Genomic DNA, 15,301 nt, shown 5'->3' on the forward strand with positions numbered 1-15,301 from the left:
AGGCCTCGCACGGTGAGGAGGGGGCCGGGCCGGGTCACAGCATCAGCTCCGATCGGCGTCGTGGGTTGATCCGTTCCCGCCAGACGCCGGCGAGGCCCGCGACGGCCAGGGTGGGGACGACGAGGAAGAGGCCGGGGAAGAGGGTCGGCCACCAGTCGCCGGCGAGCAGGGAGCCGCGGGCGGTCTGGATGAGGGTGCCGAGGCTGGCGGTGTGGGTGGGCAGGCCCAGGCCGAGGAAGGACAGGGCCGATTCGTGCCACATGGCGTGCGGCACCATCAGGACGGCGGCCAGCCCCGCCTGGGGCAGCACGCCGGGCAGCAGGTGCCGTACCGCGACCCGCCACCGGGAGGCCCCGCCGGAGACGGCGGCGTCGATGCAGGGGCGGGAGCGCAGGGAGAGGATCTCGGCGCGGACGATGCGGGCGGTGGACAGCCAGTGGGTGAGGGCGACGGAGATCACCACGGGCCAGACGCCGGGCCGGAACATGGCCACGATGAAGACGCCGAGGAGCAGATGCGGCACCGAGGCCACGGCGTCGACGAGCCGCATCACGGCGCGGTCGGTGCGGCCGCCGAGGGCTCCGGCGGTGGCGCCGACCGCGGTGCCGATGACGGTGGCGGTGAGCGCGGCGACCACGCCGACGAGGAGGGACACCCTGAGTCCGTAGACGCAGCGCAGCAGCAGGTCCCTGCCGACGTCGTCGGTGCCGAAGGGGTGGGCCCAGGTGGGCGGCTGGAGCTTGGCGGCGAGGTCGACGGCCTGCTGGTCGAGCTGGGCCAGCGGGGGCACCAGGAGCACGGCGAGGACGGTCACGCCCATCAGGGCCGCGGAGACGCGCAGGCGCAGGGTGTGGGTGGAGCGGCGGGCGGTGCCGTGCGGCCGCCACACCGCCCCGGCGGTGGTGTCAGCCATGGCGATCACATCTCACTGAGCTTCACCCTCGGGTCGGTCAGTCCGTACAGCAGGTCGGCGAGCAGGTTTCCGGCGAGGACGGCGGCGGTGGCGAGCGTGGTGAGCGCGGCCAGCAGCGGGAAGTCGACGGCGGTGGCGGCGGTGACGGTGGCCGCGGCGATGCCGGGCCAGCTGAAGACCGTCTCCACCAGCAGGGCTCCGGTGATGAGTTCGGGGACGCGGGAGCCGATGAGGGTCAGCACGGGCAGCAGCCCGGAGCGCAGGGCGTGGCCGAGCAGCACGGTGCGCTCGGCGAGGCCGCGGGCCCGGGCGCCGCGTACGGGGTCCTCGGCGAGTGCGTCGCCGACGCCCTGGCGGACGTAGAGGGTGAACCAGGGCAGCTGGGAGACGGCGAGGACGCCGGCGGGCAGCAGCACGTGGCGCAGCACCTGCTGCGCGGTGACCTGTTCGCTCGCGGTGTCGGTGAGCCCGCCGGCCGGCAGCACGTCCAGTTTCAGGGCGAACAGCCAGATGGCGAGCAGCGCGATCCAGAAGACGGGCGCGGCCTCCAGCGTGTAGGCGAGGGAGGTGACCGTCCGGTCGGTGGGGGAGCCGGGGCGGCGGGCCGCGAGGACGCCGAGGAGGGTGCCGAGCAGCACCGCGGCGGTGAACGCCACCGCGCACAGCAGCGTGGACCACACCAGGCGTTCGCCGATCACCTCGGCGACCGGCTGGCGCATCACGGCCGAGTGGCCGAGGTCTCCGGTGACCGCGCCGGTCAGCCAGTCCCACCAGCGGGCGGTGAACGGCCGGTCCACGCCGAGGTTCTCCCGCAGCCGGTCCAGGGTCTCCTGGTCGGCGCCGAGCGCGGCGGTGCCCGCGTACGCCTTGACCGGGTCGAACGGGGAGGCGGCGGCGACGGCGAACACACCGAAGGTGACGACGAGGAGGACCGGCACGGCGTGCAGAGCCCGCCGTGCCACCAGCCGGCCCATGTCGCTCCAGGGCAGCCGCGCCGCGCGCGGTCGTGGCGGCCCGGGCGCGGAGGGCTTCTCGGTCGCGGTGGTCTCGGTCACTTCTTGGGCCGCCAGTCCTCGATGTTCCACCAGGGGCCGCTGGCGAAGCCGTGCTCGTGCGGTTCGACCTGGGTCGTCAGGTCCCGCCAGCGGTCGGCGAGGACGTAGAGGTGGTCGATGTGGGTGAGGAAGGTGTAGCCGGGGTCCTTCACCAGCTCGCGCTGGAGGGTGTCGTAGGCGGCCTTGCGGTCGGCGCGGTCCTGGCTGCGGCGGCCGGTCTCGAGGGCCTTGTCGACGGCCGGGTTGTCGTAGCGGGCCATGTTGTTGAAGCCGTCGCCGGCGAGCGAGGAGTGCAGCATGGTGTAGAGGCCGAAGTCGGGGTCGCCGGTGCTGCCGAAGCCGGCGAGGACCGCGTCGTGCTTCATGCGGGGCTCGATGACCTCCCAGCCGGCGCTCTCCACCGTCACGTCGATACCGGCCTGCTTGGCGTCGGAGGCGTAGGCGAGGGCGTGGTCCTGGCGGACCTTGTCGCCGGCCGGGTAGTAGAGCGTGAAGGCGGCGCGGCGGCCGTCCTTGGCCCGGATGCCGTCCTTGCCCGCCTTCCAGCCGGCCCGGTCCAGGATCTTCTTCGCGCGCTCGAGGTCGCGGGGCCGGTCGATGCCCTTGGCGTAGAAGGGGTCGTCCAGCGGCAGCGGGCCGTAGGCGGGGCGGCCGGCGCCGTCGAGGATCTTCTCCACCATGGCCTCGCGGTCGACGGCGAGGTCGAGGGCGCGGCGGATCGCGCGGTCGCCGGTGACCTCGTTAGCGGTGGGGAGGGTGACGACGCGGACGTCGTAGGAGGTGGCCTCGTAGGTCTTCTTGCCGTCGTCGTCGCGGAACCCGGCGGCGAGGTTGGGCGGCAGGACCGCGCCGTCGAGGTCGCCGGAGCGCAGCCGGGTGGCACGGACGTCGTCGTCGGCGATGATCGCCACGGTGAGCTTCTTCACCTCGGGCTCGCCGCCCCAGTAGTGCGGGTTGGCCTTGAAGGTGAGCTTCTCGCCCTTGCTCCAGCCGGCGAGGACGTACGGTCCGGTGCCGACCGGCTCGGTGCTGAAGGAGCCGGTGTTGGGGTTCTGCCGGCCCGCGATGTGCTCGGGGACGATGGGCAGCACGGTGCGGGCGGCGAACGCGGCGTAGGGGTACTTGAGCCTGAAGACGACCTGGTGCTCGCCCCGGGCGCGGACGTCCTCGATGGCGTCCAGCTCGCTCTTGGCGGGGTTGTTGGTCCTGTCGTCGAGGACGGTCTTGTACGTGTAGACCACGTCGTCGGCGGTGAGGGGTTCGCCGTCGCTGAAGGTGACGCCGTCGCGCAGGGTGTAGGTGTAGGTGCGTCCGCCGTCGGTGATCCGGGGCAGCGCCTTGGCGAGGGCGGGCTTGAGCCGCATGTCGGCGCCGCGGGCGAGCAGCCCGTCGAAGATCTTGGAGTTGCCGTCCTTGCCGTAGCCGAGGAGCGGGTTGAGGGTGTCGGGCTCGGTGGCGACACCGATCACCACGGAGTCGGCGGAGGCACCGGCGTCCGCCGCGCCGCCGCCCGGTGCCGAGCAGGCGGCGAGCGCGCCGGCCAGCGCCGCGGCGAGTGCGGCACGTGTCGTTCGTCGGGCCCGTCGGGTCGTCATCGAACCTCTCATCACTGTGGCGTGCGGCCTGCGCACGCTCCTGCTGCATGACTGTCGCCTGAAAATCGTTGTTGCATATTAGTTGCAGCAAGAGGCTGCCCATGACAGCGGGTGCTCAGTCCTGTGGTGCGGCGGGCCGTGCGCATGGGGGGTGGACCCGCAGGTGTGCGCCGGGTCGCGAGCCGCCGGGCGCCGGTGCGCGCCCCCGGTGGCGGCTTGTCACCGGACGGTGACGCGAACTACTGTCACCACGCCTTGGTGACGGGAAACCGGTGTGATGCCGGTGCGGCCCTCGCCACTGTGATCGGGAAGTCCGGCTCCGGTCCTCACGGACAGCCACTGGGTCTTTCGGGACCCGGGAAGGCGGAGCACGGGCGGTGGTACCCGTCAGCCAGGAGACCGGCCAAGGCACGTCAACCATCCACGAGGTGCTGGAGAGGGTCTGCTGAGCCATGCACATAGCCGAGGGTTTTCTGCCTCCGGCGCACGCGGTCGCCTGGGGCGCCGCGGCGGCGCCGTTCGTGATCCACGGAGCCCGGTCGCTCATCCGTGAGGTGAGGGAACACCCCGAGAGCACGCTGCTGCTCGGCGCGTCGGGGGCCTTCACCTTCGTTCTGTCGGCGCTGAAACTGCCCTCGGTGACCGGGAGTTGCTCCCACCCCACCGGTACCGGGCTCGGCGCGATCCTGTTCCGGCCGCCGGTGATGGCGGTGCTGGGCACCATCACCCTGCTGTTCCAGTCGCTGCTGCTCGCCCACGGCGGGCTGACCACGCTGGGCGCCAACGTGTTCTCCATGGCGGTCGTCGGGCCCTGGGCCGGGTACGCCGTGTACCGGCTGCTGCGGCGCTACGACGTGCCGCTGATGGCCGCCGTGTTCTGCGGCGCGTTCCTCGCCGACCTGTCGACGTACTGCGTGACCACCGTGCAACTCGCGCTGGCCTTCCCCGACCCGGGCAGCGGATTCCTGGGCGCGCTCGGCAAGTTCGGCTCCATCTTCGCGGTGACGCAGATCCCGCTGGCGGTCAGCGAGGGGCTGCTGACCGTGCTGGTGATGCGGCTGCTGGTGCAGTCCAGCAAGGGTGAACTGACCCGGCTGGGCGTGCTGGTCGCCGGCGCGGCGTCCGCCCGCGCCGGGGAGCGGAAGGCGGTGGCCCGGTGAAGCGCAGCACCCGGATCAACCTGCTGCTGCTGCTCGCGGTGGCCGCGCTCGCGGTGCTGCCGCTGGTGCTCGGGCTCGGCGACCACAAGGAGGAGCCGTTCGCCGGGGCGGACGGTGAGGCGGAGACCGCGATCACCGAGCTGGACCCCGGCTACGAGCCGTGGTTCTCCCCGCTGTACGAGCCTCCGTCCGGTGAGATCGAGTCGGCCCTGTTCGCCCTGCAGGCCGCCATCGGCGCCGGGGTTCTCGCCTACTACTTCGGTCTGCGGCGGGGCCGCCGCCAGGGCGAGGCCAGGGCGCTGGCCCGCACCGAACCGGAGCACGGGCCCGCGGGCGAGGGGGCCGGCGACGAGTCCGCGTCCCGGCCGCGGAGCTGACCGCACGTGCTGCCGATCGACGCGGCGGCGCACGGCAGCCGCTGGCGCCGCCGCCATCCCCTGGACAAGGCGGTGCTGGGGCTCGGCCTGACGGTGCTGGCGATCTCGCTCCCGCCGTGGCCGGGCGCGGCACTGGTGACCGCGACCGCGCTCGCCGTGCTGCTGGGTCCCGCGGGCGTGCCGGCGCGGCGGCTGTGGCGCGCCTACCGGGTGCCGCTGGGCTTCTGTGTCACCGGGGCGCTGACCCTGCTGGTGCAGGTGGGCGGGCCCGGCGGCCTCCTGGCACTCGCCGACGACGGGCCGCTGCGCGCCGGGGAGTTGCTGCTGCGCACCTCGGCCGCCTCGCTGGGCGTGCTGCTGTTCGCCTTCACCACCCCCATGTCCGATCTGCTGCCCCGCCTGGTCCGGGCCGGGGTGCCGGCGCCGCTGGTGGACGTGGCGCTGGTGACGTACCGCATGAGTTTCCTGCTGCTCGACTCGGTGCGGCGGATCAGCACGGCGCAGGCGGCCCGGCTGGGGCACACCACCCGCGCGGCCACCTGGCGTTCGCTCGGCGGTCTCGGCGCCACCGCGTTCGTCCGGTCCTTCGACCGGGCGGCCCGGCTGCAGGCGGGGCTCGCCGGGCGCGGCTACGACGGCACCCTGCGGGTGCTGGTCCCCGAGGCGCGCGTCTCCGTCCGCTTCACAACCGCGAGCCTCGCCCTGCTGGGGGCGCTGACCGCCCTCACCCTCGTCCTGGAAAGGCCCCTGTCGTGACCGAACAGCCCCTGGTCGCCCTGCGGGGCGCGTCGTTCGCCTACGAGGACGGGCCGCTGGTGTTCAGCGGCCTCGACTTCGCCGTCCCCGGGGGCCGCGCGCTCGCGCTGCTGGGGCGCAACGGCAGCGGCAAGACCACGCTGATGCGGCTGCTCAGCGGCGGACTGCGCCCGCTGCAGGGCGAGCTGACCGTGGAGGGCCGGCCGGTGCGGCACGACCGCAAGGGGCTGACCCGGCTGCGGACCACGGTGCAGCTGGTGGTGCAGGACCCCGACGACCAGCTCTTCGCCGCGTCGGTCGGCCAGGACGTGTCCTTCGGGCCGCTGAACCTCGGCCTGCCGGACGAGGAGGTGCGCGCCCGGGTGTCCGAGGCACTGGACGCCCTCGACATATCCCACCTCGCCGACCGGCCCACCCATCTGCTGTCCTACGGGCAGCGCAAGCGCACCGCGATCGCGGGCGCCGTCGCCATGCGGCCGAAGGTGCTGATCCTGGACGAGCCGGCCGCCGGTCTCGATCCCGACGGCCAGGAGAGGCTGCTGGCCACGCTCGGCCGGCTGCGGGCGGGCGGCACCACGGTGGTGATGGCCACCCACGACGTGGACCTCGCGCTGCGCTGGGCCGACGACGCCGCGCTGCTCATCCCCTCGGGTGTGCGCACCGGCCCGGCCGCTGAGCTGCTGGCCCGCACCGATGTGCTGGCGGAGGCGGGGCTGCGGCTGCCGTGGGGGGTCGCGGTGGGGCAGCTGCTGCGGGCACACGGGTGGCCGGTGGACGGGACCGGCCCCAGGACTCCGGAGGAGCTGGCCGCGCTCGCCGCGGCGCACGCCGGCGGCCGGTGAGGGCGGGGGCCTCCGCGGGGACCTGTCGCGGGGACGTCCGCCGGGCCCTTCCCAGGGCCCTTGCGGCGGTTCCGGAACCCGGCATCTGCCGGTGCCGGGAACCGGAACCTCCCCCGTGGCTCCCCTCGCCCATGGTGCCCCCGTACCGGTCCCGGCCGCATTGCCGGATTCCGGCAAGGTTCATTAGGGTCTGCATGCTGGTGTGAGGCCCGGGCGGCAACCGGCTCAGGAACACGGGGGCGGGGGAGCATCGTGGAGCGCGAGATTCCGGCGGAGTATCTCGAGGGGTACGCCCGTCTGCTCGCCGATGTGGCCGCCACCGGCCGGCGTCTGACCCGGGACGAGCTGTCCGCCCGCCGCGCCCTGGGCGAGCGGGCCGCGGAGGCCGGTTACGGCATACGCGCCCTGGTCCGCGCCCATCTGTCCGCCGCCCGCGCGGCCTGGCCGAGCGGCAACAGCTCGGTGGACCACGCGCTGGCGGCCGTGCAGCAGGCGGTGGACGCCTTCGCCGAGGGCTACGAGCGCGCCCAGCGGCTGGCGGTGCGTCAGGAGGTGGCGGCGCGCCGGGAGTTCATCGACGACCTGCTCTACGGGCGCAGCGACCTGGGCCGGCTCGCCGAGCGTGCCGAACGCTTCGGGCTGCGTCTGTCCCAGGCGCACGCCGTGGCGGTGGCCCGCGGCCCCGCCGCCTACGACGAGGGCGACGCCGTCCCCCGCCAGGTCGAGCGGGCGCTGATCGCCCGTTTCGGCGACCGCCATGTGCTGCTCAGCACCAAGGACGGGCGGCTGCTGTGCATCGCGCCCGGACACCAGAAGGAAGTGCTCACGGTCTTCGCCAAGCAGGCGCACGCCGCCACCGACGGCGGTCAGGTGGCCATCGGCCGCGCGCACAGCGGTCCCGGCGGGGTGGTGCAGTCCTACGAGGAGGCCCTGAGCGCGCTGGAGATCGCCGAGCGGCTGGAGCTGGACGACCCGGTGCTGCAGGCGGCCGACCTGCTGGTCTACCCGGTCCTGGCGCGCGACCGGCAGGCCATGACCGACCTGGTGCACCACACCCTCGGCCCGCTCACCAAGGCCCGCGGCGGTGCCCGCCCGCTGCTGGACACCCTGTCCGCCTACTTCGACTCCGGCTGTGTCGCCGCCGAGGCCGCCCGGCGGCTGTCGCTGAGCGTGCGGGCGCTGACCTACCGCCTGGAGCGCATCCACAAGCTCACCGGCGCCAACCCCGCCGACCCGGCCCAGCGGTACATGCTGCAGACCGCGGTCATCGGCGCCCGCCTGCTGGGCTGGCCGGCCGACGGGACGTGAGCGCGGCCGCCCCGTGCGGCGCCTGACGGGGCGCCGGGCGGCCCCGCATCCGTCAGACGTCCGCCTGGAGGCCGGGCCGGGCGGTGTGCCGGGCCATCAGGCACCCGTGGGCCCCCCACCCCGCGGCGTGCCGGGCTCCCGGGCGGCCCGCAAGCCGCTCCCCCGCCACATGCCGGGCCGTCAGGTGTCCGCAAGCCCTCCCCCGCGGCGTGCCGGGCCGTCAGGTGTCCGTAGCGGCCCCGTCAGGCGGCCTTCAGCTCGACGTCCTTCTGCTGGACGGCGTGGAAGACCGGCAGCGGCAGGCCCGCGAAGGAGCGCAGCTCGGTGATCGTGGCCTCGACCCGCACCGTGCCCGCCCGCAGGGTGTCGGCCGGCACCGACCCGGTGTTCTTCCAGGTGCGCACGGTGCCGTCACACACGGCCCGGGTGCCGCCGATGCCGTAGCGGACCGTGGAGCTGCCCTGGTGGACGGAGGAGCTGACGAAGGCAGGGCCGGTGGCGCCGGTGCAGCGGTAGGTGCCGGAGAGGGTGACCTTGCCGTCGTCGGTGATGTGGCCGGTGCCGCTGATGGTGACGGTCTCGCCGGGCGCGGCCGCGGCGGGGGGCGCGGCGGCGACGGTGCCGAGCAGCAGCGCCGCGCCGGCCGCGGCGGTGAGAAGGGGGCGCAGGGACATGGGGAACCTCCCGATTCGAGCGATCATCCGATCTGTGGGGGTTCCAGCAGTACCCGGCGGGCGGGGCGGCGCCCGTCATCCTCACCCCTTCGGTGGCGAGTCCGCCTCGGCCGTCGAAGGACGGTCGCGGGACTGTCCGGAAGCTGTCACGTTTCCCGGCAGGCCGTTCCGGGGGACCCCGGGCGGGCGCATGGTCGAGGTGTACGGCCCATCCGGATCGTCACGACGTGGAGGTGCGCCATGTGTGCCCACCGGTCTTCCTGCCCCCGCACCGACTCCCCGGCCCCGCATGTGGTGGCCGCCCACCCCGAGCAGGGCTGGAGCCTGCTGTGCGACGGCTCGATCGTCTTCGACGACACCGGCGAGCTGCTGCCGGACGGCAGGGTGATCGCCCCGCACCGCGCCCCGGCCGGCCGTCTCGTGGTCGCGGCCTGATCACCGGCCGGCCGCTCGGCGGACCAGGGCGTCCGAAAGCTCAGGACAGCACCGCGAACCCGTCGAGTTCGACCATCGCCTGTTCGTCCCAGAGCCGCACGACCTCGACGACGGCCATCGCGGGGTACTGCCGGCCCGCCGCCTCCCGCCAGATGCGGCCCAGTTCGCGGGCGTGCCTGCGGTAGGCGGCGACATCGGTGGCGTAGACGGTGACCCGGGCCAGGTCGGACGGGGTGCCGCCGGCCGCGCGCAGCGCGGTGAGGAGGTTGTCCAGGGCCCGCGCGAACTGCTCGGGCAGGGTTTCGCCGGTCACCTTGCCGTCACCGTCGAGGGCGGTCTGGCCGGCCAGGAAGACCACCCGGCTGCCGGTGGCGACCACGGCGTGGCAGAAGCCGGCCGGCGGGGACAGCTCGGGCGGGTCGATGCGCTCGCAGGTCACCGTTCGGCCTCCGGGTTCTCGGACACGTCCTTGTACAGCTCCTTGGCGATGATGCCCCGTTGGACCTCGCTGGCACCTTCGTAGATCCGCGGGGCGCGGACCTCGCGGTAGAGGTGCTCCAGCAGGTGGCCGCGCTGCAGGGCGCGGGCGCCGTGCAGCTGGACCGCGTGGTCGACGACGTACTGCGCGGTCTCGGTGGCGAGGAGTTTCGCCATGGCCGCCCGCTTCGGGACGTCGCCCTCGCCCGCGTCGTACGCCGTGGCCGCCGCATAGACCATCAGGCGGGCTGCCTCGGTGCGCAGCGCCATCTCGGCGACCTGGTGGGAGACGGACTGCAGATCGCTCAGCCGGCCGCCGAACGCCTCGCGCCGGGCGGTGTGGCCGAGGGTGGCGTCCAGGGCCGCCTGCGCCATGCCGACGGCGAACGCGCCGACGCTGGGCCGGAACAGATTGAGGGTGCCCATGGCGACCCGGAAGCCGCCGTCCACCTCGCCCAGGACATCGGCGGACGTCACCGGGACGCCGTCGAAGCCGAGGGCTCCGATGGGGTGCGGGGAGAGCATGTCGAGACCGGTGCCGGTCAGGCCGGGCCGGTCGGCGGGGACCAGGAAGGCGGTGACGCCGCGCGCCCCGGCGCCCCGGGTGGTGCGGGCGAACACGGTGTAGAGGTCGGCCTCGGGGGCGTTGGAGATCCAGCACTTCTCGCCGGTGAGCCGCCAGCGGCCGGGGCCGTCCGGGTGGGCGGTGAGCGACAGGGCGGCGGCGTCGGAGCCGGCCCCGGGCTCGCTCAGTGCGAAGGCGGCCACGGCGCTTCCGTCACCCACTCGGGGGAGCCAGCGCTCCTTTTGTTCCGGGGTGCCGTGGGCGTGCACGGGGTGGGCGCCGAGGCCCTGGAGGGCGAGGGCGGTCTCGGCCTCGGTGCAGGCGTAGGCGAGGGATTCCCGCATCAGACACAGGTCGAGGGCGCCGGAGGTGAACAGCCGGGGCAGCAGACCGAGGACGCCGAGTTCGGCGACCAGAGCCCGGTTCACACGGCCGGGTTCGCCCTTCTCCGCGAGCGGGCGCAGGCGTTCGGCGGCGAGCGTGCGCAGTTCGGCACACCAGGCGCGTTGTCCTGGTCCGAGCGAGAATGCGGTCATCGCCGGTCCCCTCTCTCCCCGTGGGGGTCTGTCCCCGCGGGCCGCCCGGAGTCCTGGCGCCCGCCGGTCCCGCCTGAGCGCATCGAGGTTATCGCGGACCGTTGACTGCCGTCACCAACACGATACGCTCCTTCTCTGCGAGCCCACCACGCCGAGGGGGCGAATCGTCATGAACACACGAGCCACCGCGCACGTCGACACCTTCGCCCGCGACAACCTCCCGCCACCGGAACAGTGGCCCGAGCTCCGCTTCGACCTGCCGGAGCTGCAGTACCCCGAACGGCTCAACTGCGCCGCCGAACTGCTCACCGGACAGCCCGGCGACCGGACGGTGTTCCGCACCCCCGACGGCGGGAGCTGGACCTACGACGAACTCCGCGCCCACGTCGACCGTCTGGCGCACATCCTCACCACCGACCTGGGGGTCGTCCCCGGCAACCGGGTACTGCTGCGCGGCCCCACCACCCCGTGGCTGGCCGCCTGCTGGCTGGCGGTGCTCAAGGCCGGGGCGATCGCCGTGACCGTGCTGGCCCAGCAGCGCGCGCACGAGCTGAGCACCATCTGCGAGATCGCCCGCGTGCAGCACGCGCTGTGCGACATCCGCTCGGTCGACGACCTCGCCAAGGCGGAGGTGCCCGGACTGCGCATCGCCACCTACGGCGGCGACTCCCCCGACGACCTGCTGCACCGCCCGGCGCCTTCCACGCCGTTCACGGCGGTGGACACGGCGGCCGACGACGTGGCGCTGATCGCCTTCACCTCCGGCACCACCGGGCGGCCCAAGGGCTGCATGCACTTCCACCGGGACGTCCTCGCCATCGCCGACACCTTCTCCCGGCACGTACTGCGCCCCCTGCCCGAGGACGTCTTCGCCGGTTCCCCGCCGCTCGGCTTCACCTTCGGCCTCGGCGGTCTCGTCGTCTTCCCGATGCGGGCCGGCGCCGGCGCGCTGCTGCTCGAACAGGCCCATCCCGACCAGCTGTTGCCGGCGATCGCCGAGCACCGGGTGTCGGTGCTGTTCACCGCGCCCACCGCCTACCGGGCGATGCTGGACCGGCTCGACGGGCACGACGTCTCCTCGCTGCGCCGCTGCGTCTCGGCGGGCGAGAACCTGCCCGCGGCCACCTGGCAGGCCTGGTACGAGCGCACCGGGCTGCGCATCATCAACGGCATCGGCGCCACCGAGCTGCTGCACATCTTCATCTCCGCCGCCGACGAGGGCATCCGGCCCGGCACCACCGGGGTCCCGGTGCCCGGCTGGCAGGCGCGCGTCCAGGACGCCGAGGGCACCCCCCTGCCGGACGGCGAGCCGGGCCTGCTCGCGGTGCGCGGCCCGGTCGGCTGCCGCTATCTCGCCGACCCGCGGCAGCAGGAGTATGTGCGCGGCGGCTGGAACATCACCGGCGACACCTACGTCCGGGAGCCCGGCGGCTACTTCCGGTACGTGGCCCGCGCCGACGACATGATCATCTCGGCCGGGTACAACATCGCCGGCCCGGAGGTCGAGGACGCGCTGCTGCGCCACCCGGACGTGGTCGAGGCGGCGGTGGTCGGACGGCCGGACGAGGACCGCGGTCAGGTCGTGGTGGCGTACGCGGTGCTCAAGGAGGGCGCCGGACGGGACGCCGAGGCGCTGCGGGAGTTCGTGAAGTCGGAGCTGGCGCCGTACAAGTGCCCGCGCGAGATCGTCTTCATGGACGCGCTGCCACGCACCGCCACCGGAAAGCTCCAGCGCTTCCGGTTGCGCGGCTGACCAGGCCAGACGCGGGCGGCCGGGCCCCGGCGACGCGATTAGGATGATCAACGTGTCCGAAGAACAGCCCGCGCAGCACGCCCCGAGGTCCCTGATCGTCACGCTCTACGGCGCCTACGGCCGTTACGTGCCGGGACCTGTGCCCGTCGCCGAGCTGATCCGGCTGCTGGCGGCGGTCGGCGTGGACGCCCCCTCGGTCCGCTCCTCGGTGTCCCGGCTCAAGCGGCGCGGGCTGCTCGTCCCGGCCCGCACCGCCGAGGGCGCGGCCGGCTACGAACTCTCCCCGGAGGCCCGTCAGTTGCTCGACGACGGCGACCGCCGCATCTACGCCACCGCGCCGCCCGAGGACGAGGGCTGGGTGCTCGCGGTGTTCTCCGTTCCGGAGACCGAGCGGCACAAGCGGCACGTGCTGCGCTCCCGCCTGTCCCGCCTGGGCTTCGGCACGGCGGCCCCCGGCGTCTGGATCGCCCCCGCGCGGCTGTACGAGGAGACCCGGCACACGCTCGAGCGGCTGGGCCTGGACGCCTATGTGGACCTCTTCCGCGGTGAGCACCTGGGCTTCGCCGCGACGTCCGACGCGGTGGCCCGCTGGTGGGACCTGGCCCGGATCGCCGAGCAGCACGAGGCGTTCCTGGACCGCCACGAGCCCGTACTGAAGGCGTGGGAGGACCGCCCGGACACCCCGCCGGACGAGGCGTACCGGGACTATCTGCTCGCCCTGGACTCCTGGCGCCACCTCCCCTACGCCGACCCCGGCCTGCCGCCCGCGCTGCTGCCGCCCGGCTGGCCGGGCGTGCGTTCGGCCGCCGTCTTCCGGAGTCTGCACGAGCGGCTGCGGGACGCCGGGGCCGAGTTCGTGGGGCTTCAGCCGAACGAGCCACCCGTCACAGGTCGAGCGTGAGCCGGGGTCTGGGTGCGTCCGTGCGGCCTGTCTGGGGGCGCCTGCTGCCCGCCCGGTAGGGCGCCGGCCACACCGCACCCGGCCCCTGGTAGCCCTGCTCGGCCGCCGCGTGCAGCGTCCAGTGCGGGTCGTAGAGGTGCGGGCGGGCGAGGGCGCACAGGTCGGCGCGGCCCGCGAGGATCAGCGAGTTGACGTCGTCCCAGGAGGAGATCGCGCCCACGGCGATCACCGGGACGCCGACGCGGTGCCGGATGCGGTCGGCGAACGGCGTCTGATAGGAGCGGCCGAACTCCGGCTGTTCGTCGGCGACCACCTGCCCGGTGGAGACGTCGATGGCGTCGGCCCCGTGCTCGGCGAAGGCGCGGGCGATCTCCACGGCGTCGTCGGCGGTATTGCCGCCCTCTGCCCAGTCGGTGGCGGAGATGCGCACCGTCATGGGCCGGTCCTCGGGCCACACCGCGCGCACCGCGTCGAAGACCTCCAGCGGGAAGCGCAGCCGCTTCTCGAGCGAGCCGCCGTAGGCGTCGGTGCGGCGGTTGGTCAGCGGGGAGAGGAAGCCGGAGAGCAGATAGCCATGGGCGCAGTGCAGTTCGAGCAGGTCGAAACCGGCGCGCGCGGCCCGCTGGGCGGCGGTGGTGAACTGCTCCCTTATGTCGGTGAGCTGGGCGCGGGTGAGCTCGCGGGGGGTCTGGCTGCCCGGCTTGTAGGGCAGCGGGGAGGCCGCGACCAGGGGCCAGTTGCCGTGGTCCAGCGGCTCGTCCATGCCCTCCCACATCAGCTTGGTGGACCCCTTGCGGCCGCTGTGACCGAGCTGCACGCCGATCGCGGTGCCCGGGGACCGGGTGTGCACGAAGTCGACGATCCGCCGCCAGGCCTCGGCCTGCCGGCCGTTGTACAGGCCCGCGCAGCCGGGGGTGATGCGGCCCTGCTCGCTGACGCACACCATCTCCGTCATCACCAGTCCGGCCCCGCCCAGGGCGCGGGCGCCGAGGTGGACGAGGTGGAAGTCCCCGGGGACGCCGTCGACGGCCGAGTACATGTCCATCGGGGAGACCACCACCCGGTTACGCAGGGTCAGGTCGCGCAGCCGGAACGGGGTGAACATCGGCGGGGTGCCGGGCGGGCAGCCGAACTCGCGCTCGACCGACTCGGTGAAGCGGGCGTCGCGCAGCCGGAGGTTGTCGTGGGTGACGCGGCGGCTGCGGGTGAGCAGGTTGAAGGCGAACCGCCGCGGCGGCTGGTCGACGTAGAGGTCGAGGTTCTCGAACCATTCCAGGCTGGCCCGTGCGGCGCGCTGGGTGGAGGCGACCACCGGGCGCCGTTCGGCCTCGTAGGCCGTCAGCGCGTCGCGGACGGTGGGGTGTTCGCGCAGGCAGGCGGCGAGGGCGAGGGCGTCCTCGACGGCGAGCTTGGTTCCGGAGCCGATGGAGAAGTGGGCGGTGTGGGCGGCGTCGCCGAGGAGCACCAGGTTGCCGTGCGACCAGCGCTCGTTGACGACGGTGCGGAACGTCGTCCAGACCGAGTTGTTGGAGCGCAGCGGGCGTCCGCGGAGCGCCTCGGAGAAGATCTTGGCGCAGCGGTCGATCGACTCGGTCTCGTCGAGTTCGTCGAATCCGGCGGCGCGCCAGACCTCCTCGCGCATCTCGACGATGACGGTGGAGGCGTCGGCGGAGTAGGGGTAGCCGTGCAGCTGCATCACGCCGTGCTCGGTCTCGACGATCTCGAAGCGGAAGGCGTCGAGGGCGAAGTCGGCGGCGAGCCAGATGTAGCGGCAGCGGTGCGGGGTGATGCGGGGGCGGAAGACCTCCTGGAAGGCGGTGCGGGTGGTGCTGTGGACTCCGTCGGCGGCGATGACCAGGTCGTGGGTCTCCATCAGCCGGGCGGGGTCGGGGGCGGGGGTGCGGAAGCGGAGGTCGACGCCGAGGGAGCGGCAGCGGTCGTGCAGGATCTCCAG

The 15,301-nt window shown here is 73.8% G+C and carries 15 protein-coding genes and 1 riboswitch; of the genes, 8 read left to right on the forward strand and 7 right to left on the reverse strand.

Going from position 1 to position 15,301, the window contains the following annotated elements; translation table 11 throughout:
- Positions 1 to 34: 34 nt before the first annotated feature.
- The 3 genes from HCJ93_RS09765 to HCJ93_RS09775 form a co-directional block, all read right to left on the reverse strand.
- Complete coding sequence (locus HCJ93_RS09765) at positions 35 to 913, reverse strand: ABC transporter permease (RefSeq protein WP_167993089.1); 879 nt, start codon at positions 911 to 913, stop codon at positions 35 to 37.
- Positions 914 to 918: 5 nt separating this feature from the next.
- Positions 919 to 1,887, reverse strand: a complete 969-nt coding sequence (locus tag HCJ93_RS09770) for an ABC transporter permease (RefSeq protein ID WP_167993148.1) — start codon at positions 1,885 to 1,887, stop codon at positions 919 to 921.
- Between the two features lie 77 nt (positions 1,888 to 1,964).
- The gene (locus HCJ93_RS09775) at positions 1,965 to 3,563 is read right to left on the reverse strand and encodes an ABC transporter substrate-binding protein (protein ID WP_167993091.1); all 1,599 of its coding nucleotides are present in this window, start codon (positions 3,561 to 3,563) and stop codon (positions 1,965 to 1,967) included.
- 239 nt (positions 3,564 to 3,802) lie between these two features.
- Positions 3,803 to 3,985: riboswitch (cobalamin riboswitch) on the forward strand.
- 30 nt (positions 3,986 to 4,015) lie between these two features.
- Between HCJ93_RS09775 and HCJ93_RS09780 the strand changes: the two genes are divergently transcribed.
- From HCJ93_RS09780 to HCJ93_RS09800, 5 genes are all read left to right on the forward strand, one after another.
- Positions 4,016 to 4,723, forward strand: a complete 708-nt coding sequence (locus tag HCJ93_RS09780; protein ID WP_167993093.1) for an energy-coupling factor ABC transporter permease — start codon at positions 4,016 to 4,018, stop codon at positions 4,721 to 4,723.
- On the forward strand, positions 4,720 to 5,100 hold the full coding sequence (locus HCJ93_RS09785) for an energy-coupling factor ABC transporter substrate-binding protein (RefSeq protein ID WP_167993094.1): 381 nt from the start codon (positions 4,720 to 4,722) through the stop codon (positions 5,098 to 5,100). The genes HCJ93_RS09780 and HCJ93_RS09785 overlap by 4 nt, the downstream gene beginning before the upstream one ends.
- Before the next feature lie 6 nt (positions 5,101 to 5,106).
- Positions 5,107 to 5,856, forward strand: coding sequence for a cobalt ECF transporter T component CbiQ (gene cbiQ / locus HCJ93_RS09790; protein WP_167993096.1), 750 nt, complete (start codon positions 5,107 to 5,109; stop codon positions 5,854 to 5,856).
- Positions 5,853 to 6,698, forward strand: a complete 846-nt coding sequence (locus HCJ93_RS09795) for an energy-coupling factor ABC transporter ATP-binding protein (protein ID WP_167993098.1) — start codon at positions 5,853 to 5,855, stop codon at positions 6,696 to 6,698. The genes cbiQ and HCJ93_RS09795 overlap by 4 nt, the downstream gene beginning before the upstream one ends.
- A gap of 249 nt (positions 6,699 to 6,947) precedes the next feature.
- Positions 6,948 to 8,006: a PucR family transcriptional regulator gene (locus HCJ93_RS09800; RefSeq protein WP_167993150.1), complete on the forward strand. Its 1,059-nt coding sequence runs from the start codon at positions 6,948 to 6,950 to the stop codon at positions 8,004 to 8,006.
- A gap of 242 nt (positions 8,007 to 8,248) precedes the next feature.
- Here the strand turns inward: HCJ93_RS09800 and HCJ93_RS09805 are convergent, their stop codons facing one another.
- Complete coding sequence (locus tag HCJ93_RS09805; RefSeq protein ID WP_167993099.1) at positions 8,249 to 8,680, reverse strand: DUF6299 family protein; 432 nt, start codon at positions 8,678 to 8,680, stop codon at positions 8,249 to 8,251.
- Between the two features lie 240 nt (positions 8,681 to 8,920).
- Here HCJ93_RS09805 and HCJ93_RS09810 point away from each other — a divergent pair, with 240 nt between their 5' ends.
- Complete coding sequence (locus HCJ93_RS09810) at positions 8,921 to 9,115, forward strand: DUF5999 family protein (RefSeq protein ID WP_167993101.1); 195 nt, start codon at positions 8,921 to 8,923, stop codon at positions 9,113 to 9,115.
- A gap of 40 nt (positions 9,116 to 9,155) precedes the next feature.
- Here HCJ93_RS09810 and HCJ93_RS09815 read toward each other — a convergent pair whose 3' ends face one another.
- Together HCJ93_RS09815 and HCJ93_RS09820 are read right to left on the reverse strand one after the other, a co-directional pair.
- Positions 9,156 to 9,554 carry a RidA family protein gene (locus tag HCJ93_RS09815; protein ID WP_167993103.1) on the reverse strand — a complete coding sequence of 133 codons (399 nt, stop codon included), beginning with the start codon at positions 9,552 to 9,554 and terminating at the stop codon, positions 9,156 to 9,158.
- The gene (locus HCJ93_RS09820; protein ID WP_167993105.1) at positions 9,551 to 10,693 is read right to left on the reverse strand and encodes an acyl-CoA dehydrogenase family protein; all 1,143 of its coding nucleotides are present in this window, start codon (positions 10,691 to 10,693) and stop codon (positions 9,551 to 9,553) included. Before HCJ93_RS09820 ends, HCJ93_RS09815 begins: the two co-directional genes overlap by 4 nt.
- A gap of 169 nt (positions 10,694 to 10,862) precedes the next feature.
- Between HCJ93_RS09820 and HCJ93_RS09825 the strand changes: the two genes are divergently transcribed.
- Positions 10,863 to 12,446 (forward strand): AMP-binding protein, encoded by a 1,584-nt coding sequence (locus HCJ93_RS09825; RefSeq protein ID WP_167993107.1) that lies wholly within the window; start codon positions 10,863 to 10,865, stop codon positions 12,444 to 12,446.
- 43 nt (positions 12,447 to 12,489) lie between these two features.
- The gene (locus tag HCJ93_RS09830; RefSeq protein WP_167993109.1) at positions 12,490 to 13,347 is read left to right on the forward strand and encodes a PaaX family transcriptional regulator; all 858 of its coding nucleotides are present in this window, start codon (positions 12,490 to 12,492) and stop codon (positions 13,345 to 13,347) included.
- Here the strand turns inward: HCJ93_RS09830 and HCJ93_RS09835 are convergent.
- On the reverse strand, positions 13,331 to 15,301 hold a 1,971-nt coding region (locus tag HCJ93_RS09835; RefSeq protein ID WP_167993111.1), incomplete at its 5' end, for a bifunctional salicylyl-CoA 5-hydroxylase/oxidoreductase. The two genes, HCJ93_RS09830 and HCJ93_RS09835, sit on opposite strands and share 17 nt — an antisense overlap.

It is taken from the genome of Streptomyces composti (assembly GCF_012034205.1).
Taxonomy (GTDB): domain Bacteria; phylum Actinomycetota; class Actinomycetes; order Streptomycetales; family Streptomycetaceae; genus Streptomyces; species Streptomyces composti.